Source organism: Microcoleus pseudofavosus SVA1_A4 (genome assembly GCF_036700565.1).
Classification (GTDB): domain Bacteria; phylum Cyanobacteriota; class Cyanobacteriia; order Cyanobacteriales; family Microcoleaceae; genus Microcoleus.
Window position 1 is genome coordinate 1 of the sequence record NZ_JAUBPE010000137.1, and the last position, 8,434, is coordinate 8,434.

Here is an 8,434-nt window from a genome sequence, read left to right on the forward strand (position 1 = left end):
GGTTATTAAATGGGATCGAAAAATCAAAAATAAAGGCAATGCTATTTTATCCGGTTTAGCTGCGTAGCAGCTTATCAATGGTAAGCGGAGCGGGAAGCCTCGATTTAAAGGCAAAAACCGCTATCGCACTTTCGCTTATCAGCGAGTGAAGTCTGACTGCATCCAAGGGAATCGAATTGAACTTCCCAAGCTAGGAAAAATCAAATTCATTCAACATCGCCCTATTCCTGACAGTTTTGTCATTAAGAGAGCATTGGTTACTCTCAAAGCAGATGGTTGGTATGCGACACTGACTCTAGAAGATGCATCAGTCCCTGACACTCCTACTATTGGCATTGAACCGACTGAAACTAACAGTATTGGCGTTGGCGCGGGATTGGAATATTTTGCCGTCTGCTCAGACGGCACGATGGTAGAACCTCCTAAATTTTATCGGCAAGCCGAAGAGAAATTAGCCAAACTGCAAACCAAAAGAGAGCTAAGAAAAAAAGGTTCTACTGCACGTCGCAAACTTGGGTCACGCATTGCAAAGTTACATCAACAGGTAGCTAGACAACGCAAACAATGGCATTTTGAGCTTGCAGGTGAGTTGGTCAACAAGGCTGAGGTTATCTTTGTAGAAGACCTTAAAGTTTCCAATATGGCAAAACGCAACAAACCCAAGCAAGATGAATCGGGTAAGTTTTTGCCTAATGGTCAATCCGCAAAGTCCGGGTTGAACAAGAGTTTTGCTGATGCGGGGATAGCTGGGTTCTTGAACGAAATTCTTCCGTACAAGGCCCAAAGAGCTGGGCGGTTGGTCGTGAAAGTTAATCCTGCTGGAACATCTCAACATTGTGCAATGTGCCTCAACAGAGTTTCAAAGGAGTTAAGTGATAGGTGGCATGAATGTTCTTGTGGTGCATCCATGCCTCGTGACCTGAACTCTGGAATTCTAATAAAGAAAGTGGGGTTGGGCGTTCGCCTCACTATAAAACGCGAATCCGGGAATTCTCGGAGGAGAAGCCCACACTCTAATCTTTGATTGAGTGTGGGAGTACGTCACCCTAACTCGCGAAGGCGTTTTTCGAGAAAACGACGCTCTGGTTCCTGTTTCACGATCGCCAGCGCCTTTTGGTAGGATTCTCTGGCATCAGCCGTTCTGCCCAGCCGCCGACACAAATCGGCTCGCGCGGAGTGTGCCAGATGGTAGTCTGCCAAATCGCCAAGCGCTAATATTTCGTCGATCGATTGCAGTCCCGCCAAGGGGCCATCGCGCATTGCCACTGCCACCGCCCGATTTAAGGCAACAACGGGCGAGGGCTCTAATTGCACGAGCAGGTCGTATAAGCCCACAATCTGCGCCCAGTCCGTTGCAGCAGCACTCTGGGCCTCTGAATGCACCGCTGAGATCGCAGCCTGAAGCGTGTACGAACCAAACCGTCCTGATGATAGCGATTGCTGCACCAGTAACCTGCCTTCAGAAATTTGTACTTGATTCCAGAGCGATCGATCTTGGTCTTCTAGAAGGATGAGGTCGCCTGTGGAGGAAGTGCGGGCGGTGCGCCGCGATTCTTGCAGCAGCATCAGCGCCAAGAGTCCAATCACCTCGGAGTCTGGCAACAGTTCCATTACCAGCCGTCCCAAACGGATCGCTTCGTCAGCGAGATCGGCCCGCGTCAGCGATCTGCCAGATGAGGCCGCGTACCCTTCGTTAAACACCAGGTAGATCGTTTGAAGCACGGTGTCCAATCGATCGGGCAAATCGGTTTTCGACGGCACTTGATAAGGAATGCGTGCGTCGCGGATCTTCGCCTTGGCCCGCACGATCCGCTGCGCCAACGTGGGGGGAGCAATCAGGAAGGCGCTGGCAATTTCCTCGGTACTGAGTCCGCAGACTTCCCGCAGCGTCAACGCCACCTGAGCTTCTGGCGACAGGGCCGGATGACAGCAGGTGAAAATCAAGCGCAGGCGATCGTCCTCAACGTCCTCGTCATCCTCGATTGTGGTGTCACTCGGATTGAGTTGTTGAGCGAGTTCTGCCAAGTGCGTATCAAAGCGGGCGCGACGGCGGATGGTGTCGATCGCTTTAAAGCGACCCGTAGATACAAGCCACGATCGCGGGTTAGCGGGAATGCCGTCGCGGGGCCATTGCGCTACAGCCGCAGCGAAGGCTTCGTGCATCGCCTCTTGGGCGCGATCGAAGTCGCCCAGGAGTCGGATCAGGGTAGCTAAAACGCGACGCGACTCGGATCGGTACACAGCATCCACCTGCTGACGGATTTGATTGGCTGCTGTCTCATTCATAAAGCGTTCACAAAACAAACATATATTATCGGCCGTGCCGCCGAGTACGATGCTCCCATTGCGCCCGTGCAATCCGCCAATCGACCTCGCTCCAACCGCGATCGGACATCCATGTTGATCCTGGGCGGGTAGCAACCACTTCTGCTCCTATCCACTGGGCCAACCGAGCGATCCGCGTATTTGCACTCACGGTAGACCCGGAGATCGCCTTCAGCTCCAGTTCCGCGAACCCAAAGTCGAGCAGCGCACGCCCCACCTCGATCGCGTAGGCATATCGCCCCCAATAGGCTGGTGCCAGTTCGAGACCAAATTCCATCTCGCCAGTTTCAGACAATCTTCCCCGCAGTCCACAGCAACCGACAAGCGCGTAAGGTTCCTGTCGTTGTACGATCGCCAGTTGGTAATTGAGTCGAGGGCGATCGCCAGCCCATGCCTGAAACATCTCGAATAGACGTGCGGCACGGTCGGGACTAGACCGATCGGGTTCGTAAAATGTCAGGTTGCGCGGATCGGCTTGATAGTCCAAGAATGGCGATCGATCGGCATCTACAAAGTCACGCAGTATAAATCTTTTGGTTACAATCTTTATCATAACTTACAACTTTAATTATGGGCAATTAAACAAACATCATATTCTGCCAAATCTTAATACTTTTGTCACTGCTACCGCTCGCCAAAAACTCTCCTTCCGGGCTAAAATTAACAGAATAGACCGAGTTAGTATGACCCGCAATATTACAAATTTCTTGACCGTCTTTAACTCGCCAAATCTTGATAGTTTGATTGCTGCTACTAGCCAGAATCTCGCCATCGGGACTAAAAGCAATAGAATCAACATACCAAGAATGTCCTGTGATAGTTAAAACTTCTTGCCAATCTTTGACCCACAAAATCTTAATAGTATTGTCGTGACTGCCGCTAGCCAAAAACTCACCATTGGGACTGAAAGCTATGCAGCGAACGCAGTCTGTATGACCTGTAAGCGTGCGAATTAGCTTCCCATCTTTGACTCGCCAAATTTTGATTGTTCTGTCCCAACTGCTGCTAGCAAGAGTTTCTCCATCCGGGCTAAATGCCACAAAATAAACTAAATTGATGTGACCCGCAAGCGTGGAGATTTCTTGCCCGTCTTTGACTCGCCAAATCTTGATTGTTCTGTCCCAACTGCTGCTAGCAATCAGAGTTCCATCGGGACTGAAAGCTGCGCCGTAAACTGAGTTAGTGTGACCGATCAGAGTGCGAATTTCTTGCCCATCTTTCATCCGCCAAAGTTTGATAGTTTTGTCGTGGCTGCTGCTGGCTAGCATCAGTCCGTCGGGGCTGAAAGCTACTGTATAAACAGAGTTAGTATGACCTGCAAGAGTCACTATTTCTTGCCCGTCTTCTACTCGCCACAGCTTGATTGTTTTATCATCGCTGCCGCTGGCTACAACTTCTCCGTTGGGGCTGAAAGCAACAGAGTAAATTAAGTTTTTGTGACCTTTTAGAGTGTGAATACATTGCCAGTTATAAGTTTGCTGTTGGGATGGGGTGAGTGTTGGGGCGGGTTTTACTGGCTTGGTAATTGTTTGGGGAAGGGTCAGGTTTATGGCTACTTGGGGATTAATTTCTTTTAATACTTCAACAGCCGTTTGATAGCGGCGGTTTGTAGCATTTGCAATCATTTTGTCTAAAATTTTTCCGAGTTGTTCACTGACTGGGTTGTTTGTTAAATACTGCCGCCATATCCAGGCATCTTCACCGGGATCGAAGAGGTCAAAAGGGGAAACTTGAGTTAGCAAATACAAACAAGTTACGCCTAAACTGTACAAATCGCTGGTAAAGAATGCTTTGCCTCTGGCTTGTTCGGGGGCGATGTATTCGGGGCTGCCGATGCTGGTTCCTGTTTTGAGTAATGCCGTACCTGTGGCAATTTTTGCGGCGCCAAAATCAACTAAAACTAATTGTTTGTCGGCGCGGCGAATGATGTTTCCGGGTTTGATGTCTCGGTGAATGACGTTGTGGGAATGGATGAAGTGAATGACTGGTAATAAGCTATTGAGTAAGTCTTTAATTTGAGTTTCTGTAAATGTGCCTTCTTGTTCGACGATTTGTGCTAAATTTTGTCCGTCGATAAATTCTTGGACTACATATTGTCGGCTGTCTTGGATGGAATAGGCTAATAGTTCGGGAATTTGAGGGTGTTTTCCCAATTCGTCTAATCGCATTGCTTCTTGTTCAAAAAGTTCGGCTGCTTTTTTGCTGTTGCGATTGCTTGCTGATGGGATGAGTTGGCTATCTGTGGGTAAAAATTGCTTGATGACGCAGCGGGGTTTTGAGGGTTTGTCTTCGTCAACGGCGAGAAATGTTCTGCCAAAACCGCCTTGTCCGATCGCCTTTATCGCCCGGTAGCGATCGCGCAGCAGCAGTTTTGACCGACAATTTTTGCATAATTTGACTGCGGGGGGATTTTGCGGCTTGGAACAGTTAGGATTTAGACAGTAACTCATTCGATTTTAGATTTTAGATTTTGGATTTTAGATTTTAACTTGTTGAATATTTCCACAGCGCAGTAAATATTATACCTCTTGCACAAGTCACACTCCCATCGACTTGTAGGGTGCGTCAGACGAATTTCTAGGATGATTATCTAGGATGTAGGTTCCGGGGCACCTTACTATATATGCCCGTTGCGTCAGTTCTGTTTTAGAAATTCCACATAACGGGGTTATCGTCTAAACGATCGGTGACGGTTCGCCCGATCGCGTCAATTTCTTTTAATTCCTCTTCACTCAATTTTACCTCAGCAGCTTTAGCATTTTCGGCTGCTTGTTCGCCGTCGCGCGCGCCGACAATTGCATTTGTTTGCGGCTGGGAAATCAACCAGGCTAAAGCTAAATTTCCTAAGCTTGTCTGGTGGCGATCGGCAATTGGCCTGAGTTGATTTAATGCTGTTTGCACTCGGGCGTAATTTTCTTTGATGAACAGCTTATTTTTGGCGCGGTGATCGCCTTCTTCAAACTTGTGTTCTGGCCCGAATTTACCTGTCAATATTCCTTGAGCTAGAGATGAATAGGCAATGATTGAGATATGATTGTCCGCACAATAGGACATGGCATCTTTTTCTACCCAGCGCCAAAACAGAGAATAGGGCGGTTGCAAGCTGTCAATGCGTCCGTATTGGGCGGCTTCTGCTATTTGGGCGCGGGAGAAGTTGGAAACGCCGATCGCGCGAATTTTTCCCTGTTCTTTTAACTTATTCAGGGCGTCCATTGTGTCTGCAATTGGCACTAACTCCGAATTCCAAGTGCCGGCGGGCCAGTGGATTTGGTAAAGGTCGATATAATCGGTGTTGAGGTTTTTTAGCGATCGATCGCAGGCTTCGATTAACAAATCTGGTTTCAGGTGATTGGCGAAAACTTTGCTAGCATAAACTACTTGCGATCGCACATCTGAAAGTGCTTGACCGATAATTTGTTCCGAATGCCCTTCTCCGTAAGCCTCAGCCGTATCAAAGGTAGTAATACCGGCCTCAAAAGCGGCGCGCATTGCTTTGACAGTTTCAGCATCCTCAATTCCCACCCACATCCGCTTGCCGGCTTGCCAAGTCCCCATAATTATCGGGGTGATATAAATTTCCGATGTCCCCAATTGTCGCTTTTCCATACCATAAGTCCTCATTAAGATTTTTAGTATTCACCCTCAAGCTATCTAATTTTAACAGAAAAAAGTTGCTGTACTTGCTTGAGACTACCGATTTTGTTACTATTGTTAAAACAAAACTAAATTCCTATGAAATCAACTACTCGCGCACTGAAAGAATGGAATGTAGCAGTTAATGCTTTGGAACAAGGTCAAACGATTGTGCTGTTGCGGAAGGGCGGAATTCGCGAGCAAGCCGGACAGTTCAATGTCAATGACAAACAGGTTTTGCTGTATCCAACTTTTGAACACCAACAGCCTGATTTATTAAAGCCGGATTTTGCGAGTCAAGTAAAAAAAGTTGAATCGGGTTGGCATCCTGAAATTATTAGAATTGGCAGTTGGGCTGAGATTACCGATGTGTTTTTGGTAGCTTGGGAACCGGCAATTACCGCGCTGTTTCCTTACCATATTTGGAATGAAAAGTTTGTCAGCGATCGCCTGAAATGGAAACAAAATCAGCCAATTTATATTTTATTGCTGCGGGCTTATCGCCTTGCAGAAACCAGAGAAATTCCCTACATTCCTGAATACGGCGGTTGCCGTTCTTGGATCGATTTGGCAGATCCTATTTCGCTGGAGGGAAGTCAAGCTGTTTTGAGCGATCGAGAGTACATTGAACGCTCAAATGAAATCCGCAATCTGATAGCGAATCCTCCGAATGCTTCTGGGTTGGAGAAAGTCACAACCTTCACCGCTAGTAGTCAGGAGTTGAGTCCTCATTAATAGTTTTTAATGTACTTTTCGAGAGGCGCCCTTCTACCAAACCCAGCCCAAAATCCGCAGCTAATGCCATCAAAGCGGCCGGAATTGCCCCAGCCAAAAGTAACTGATTGTTAACTGTAGCAACGCCCCGAAAAATAAATACTCCCAAACCGCCGGCACCAATTGCAGCCGCAATCGTCGCCAGCCCGATCGCAATTACCGCAGCTACTCGCACGCCCGCCAAAATCACGCCCAGCGCTAGGGGAATTTCCACCTGCCACAACAGTTGCATATCGGTCATTCCCATGCCTGTTCCGGCTGCCACAATCGCCGGATCGACGCCGACAATGCCGGTATAAGTATTGCGGATAATGGGCAGTAAAGAGTAGAGAGTGAGGGCGATAATTGCCGTGCGATCGCCTATTCCACCCACTACCGGCACCGGGATTAGCAAGCCAAACAAAGCTAAACTGGGAATTGTTTGCATAATATTAGCAAATCCCAAAATTGGCTTTTTCAATTTTGGTTTTCTCGTGACTAAAATCCCGAGGGGAATCCCCACAATAATAGCGATGAAAATTGCCACAGTTACTAAATATAAGTGTTCGACCGCGCGCTGAACTATCTGGGCACCGTACCGATTGATAAATTGCATCATGTTGGAATTAGTAATTAGGAATTGGGAATTGTAAATGCTGCTATAATTGAATATCTCGTAGGGGCCAGTTCACCAATATCTTTAATATCCAGCCATCAGATTCAAAAACCCGCCCATTCCCATAAACGAAGGATGCGATCGCACGTAATATTACCCAGTCCCGGGTAATTGCAAACATTCAAGAAATGCGCGAGCTTCTGGATGCTGAGATTTCAGAAAATCATCGGGGGATGCCAATTCAACCAACCGTCCGTCTTGCATCAAACCAATTCTAGAAGCTAACAAAAAAGCTTCTTGAATGCCGTGAGTCACAAAAATCACAGTTTTGCCCAGTTGCTGCTGCAATTGACCGAATTCCCGCTGCAATTCTAGACGAGTAATCGGATCTAAAGCACCAAACGGTTCGTCCATTAACAGCATCGGAGGGTCAGCCGCCAGTGCTCTAGCGACGCCTACCCGCTGCCGCTGTCCCCCGGATAACTGATGGGGATAGCGTTTGGCGAAGTGCTGGGGGTCGAGGTTGACTAATTCTAACAGTTGGCGGACGCGAGATTGAATGCGATCGACCTCCCAACCTTCCAATTTCGGCACTAAACCGACGTTTTGCTCGACGGTAAAATGGGGAAACAAGCCGATTTCTTGAATTACGTAGCCAATTTTTCGGCGCAGTTGAATTGGGTTCCACTGAGTTGTCGGTTTTCCCATGACAATCACTTCGCCGCTGCTTGGCGTCAGTAAATTGTTAATCAATTTCATGGTAGTAGTTTTGCCGCTACCGCTGCGTCCCAGCAATACTAAAACTTCTCCTTTTAGCACTTTAAAATTGAGTTTTTCTACTAAATGCCTGCGGTTGAGGCGATATGTAACGTCGAGGCATTCGACAGCAACTTCATTATTTAGAGGCATGATTAGTTCCGGTGATTTTGGTTTTTAGCAATTTAAATCTGGGATAAAAAATTGGTTTTACGCGCTATTTTAAGGGTTAATATCTTTTCCGGTTGCATCGGAATAATATATTTGGATAATGTCAGTGCGAGCGTCCCCGCTCGCGGCGTGGCTCGCGAGCGGGGACGCGCGCACTATATAATTCCGATGCTACCGGAT

Annotated in this window: 8 protein-coding genes; 2 read left to right on the top strand and 6 right to left on the bottom strand. The window is 47.6% G+C overall.

The genetic code is table 11. From position 1 onward, the window contains the following. Nucleotides 1-73 precede the first annotated feature (73 nt). Nucleotides 74-1,024 (top strand): RNA-guided endonuclease InsQ/TnpB family protein, encoded by a 951-nt coding sequence (locus QUA02_RS32290; RefSeq protein WP_333033809.1) that lies wholly within the window; start codon nucleotides 74-76, stop codon nucleotides 1,022-1,024. Nucleotides 1,025-1,041: 17 nt separating this feature from the next. Here QUA02_RS32290 and QUA02_RS32295 read toward each other — a convergent pair whose 3' ends face one another. From QUA02_RS32295 to QUA02_RS32310, 4 genes are all read right to left on the bottom strand, one after another. Continuing rightward, a complete protein-coding gene (locus tag QUA02_RS32295) occupies nucleotides 1,042-2,286 on the bottom strand; it encodes an RNA polymerase sigma factor (protein ID WP_333033801.1) in 1,245 nt (414 codons plus the stop codon). Nucleotides 2,287-2,311: 25 nt separating this feature from the next. Continuing rightward, nucleotides 2,312-2,878, bottom strand: a complete 567-nt coding sequence (locus tag QUA02_RS32300) for a GNAT family N-acetyltransferase (RefSeq protein WP_333033802.1) — start codon at nucleotides 2,876-2,878, stop codon at nucleotides 2,312-2,314. Between the two features lie 25 nt (nucleotides 2,879-2,903). Then, nucleotides 2,904-4,775 carry a protein kinase domain-containing protein gene (locus QUA02_RS32305; protein ID WP_333033804.1) on the bottom strand — a complete coding sequence of 624 codons (1,872 nt, stop codon included), beginning with the start codon at nucleotides 4,773-4,775 and terminating at the stop codon, nucleotides 2,904-2,906. A gap of 196 nt (nucleotides 4,776-4,971) precedes the next feature. Further along, nucleotides 4,972-5,931, bottom strand: a complete 960-nt coding sequence (locus tag QUA02_RS32310) for an aldo/keto reductase (protein ID WP_333033805.1) — start codon at nucleotides 5,929-5,931, stop codon at nucleotides 4,972-4,974. Between the two features lie 126 nt (nucleotides 5,932-6,057). Here QUA02_RS32310 and QUA02_RS32315 point away from each other — a divergent pair, with 126 nt between their 5' ends. After that, nucleotides 6,058-6,693: a DUF1802 family protein gene (locus QUA02_RS32315; protein ID WP_333033806.1), complete on the top strand. Its 636-nt coding sequence runs from the start codon at nucleotides 6,058-6,060 to the stop codon at nucleotides 6,691-6,693. Here the strand turns inward: QUA02_RS32315 and QUA02_RS32320 are convergent. Further along, on the bottom strand, nucleotides 6,665-7,330 hold the full coding sequence (locus QUA02_RS32320; RefSeq protein ID WP_333033807.1) for an ABC transporter permease: 666 nt from the start codon (nucleotides 7,328-7,330) through the stop codon (nucleotides 6,665-6,667). The two genes, QUA02_RS32315 and QUA02_RS32320, sit on opposite strands and share 29 nt — an antisense overlap. A 150-nt stretch (nucleotides 7,331-7,480) precedes the next feature. Continuing rightward, on the bottom strand, nucleotides 7,481-8,236 hold the full coding sequence (locus QUA02_RS32325) for an ATP-binding cassette domain-containing protein (protein WP_333033808.1): 756 nt from the start codon (nucleotides 8,234-8,236) through the stop codon (nucleotides 7,481-7,483). Nucleotides 8,237-8,434: the final 198 nt, after the last annotated feature.